Origin of the sequence: Microcoleus sp. D2_18a_D3 (assembly GCF_036702455.1) — a bacterium.
Classification (GTDB): Bacteria; Cyanobacteriota; Cyanobacteriia; order Cyanobacteriales; family Microcoleaceae; genus Microcoleus.
In genome coordinates this window covers 1-1,223 of sequence record NZ_JAUBTK010000218.1, presented here as the reverse complement: position 1 = coordinate 1,223, position 1,223 = coordinate 1, and the positions used below count along the sequence as shown (strand labels likewise).

Annotated in this window: 1 protein-coding gene; it reads left to right on the top strand. The window is 43.5% G+C overall.

Annotation, left to right across the window (positions count from 1 at the left end):
- The first annotated feature begins 269 nt into the window (after positions 1-269).
- The gene (locus tag QUB06_RS34580; RefSeq protein WP_333439349.1) at positions 270-743 is read left to right on the top strand and encodes a TerB family tellurite resistance protein; all 474 of its coding nucleotides are present in this window, start codon (positions 270-272) and stop codon (positions 741-743) included.
- The last annotated feature ends 480 nt before the right edge of the window (positions 744-1,223 follow it).

Below are 1,223 nucleotides of genomic sequence, written 5' to 3'. Positions count from 1 at the left end.
ACTTCAAGGCGACTGAAGTCGCTACCGCTTTCCTACCCAAGTCTGTCGCCAGGGGCTTCTCGCTCGTTTTTTGGTGAACGGGAAAGAAAAGACCAGAAGAAATCAAGCTCAATTCCCAATTCCGCTAGCATCCTCCTGGTAAAATTGAATCACCCGTAAATACTCAACTATCATTCAGTTTTTCGACTGACAGTTAACAGTCAACAGTCAACAGTGAACAATAATTCCGGTTGCACCGGAATTAATATTACCAATTACCCATTTTGATTATGCAAACCCCACCTCCTCCATCAATTACGCCCCGCCAGATGAATCTGCTGAGGATTGTTGCTTCTATGGCCTGGGCTGACGGCCAACTCGCGACAGAAGAAGTTAATTTAATGCTCGATCGCTTTTGCGGTTTGTTTGCCCCTGATACCGACGGACAACAAATGCAACAAGAACTGCGGGATTACGTCATGCAAAATATCCCCCTTGACGAGTTGTTCGGCCAACTAGAAACTCAAGATGAAAAGGAATTAGTCCTGCAACTCGGCTATGAAGTGATTTCATCTAGTTCTCGCACTCCCGATGAACCAAAAATTAACGCTGAAGAAGCCGCAGCTTATCAAAAATTAGTGCAGTTGCTCAATCTTCCAGAGGATGCGGTCAAGCGTATTGAAGCTGAATCATCGGCGGGAGATACTTCGGAGGGATTTGTCGAGAAGATGGCTCAAAAATTAGAAAAGTTCATCAAAGGTTAATTTAGGACTTGTGCGCGCTTTGCTTAGAAACCCGGTTTCTTCCTAGATTTCTCGTTACTAAACCTGGAATTTTTCCTAGAAACCGGGAATAAGCCCCCCATGCGTAAGTCTTGTTAGGTAAGTATCGGAATAATAAGTTTATGAGTGCAACTATTTACAACTAAAGCTTAAGGGAAACAAACCGGATTGTGACTCCCAATTTCCTAAGATATAGTAACAAAAAAACACGGAAAAGTCGAGAATATTTTTCATCGCCGAGAACGGTAACAGAATTTGCGTGAAGCGAAGCTATCCCGCAGGGAATCGCCCTTCCCGCGCCCTGGCTTCCCCTTAACGAGAATTAGGGACTTAGGCAAAGCCTAAATCCCTAATTTATCTACCGATTTTGGGCGCTCACTGAAAGTTATTAGGACTTACGCATTGACAAAAAACATTATCTATGTATTCTAGACTCTAACATCATTGCTAAGGTTCGCCAAA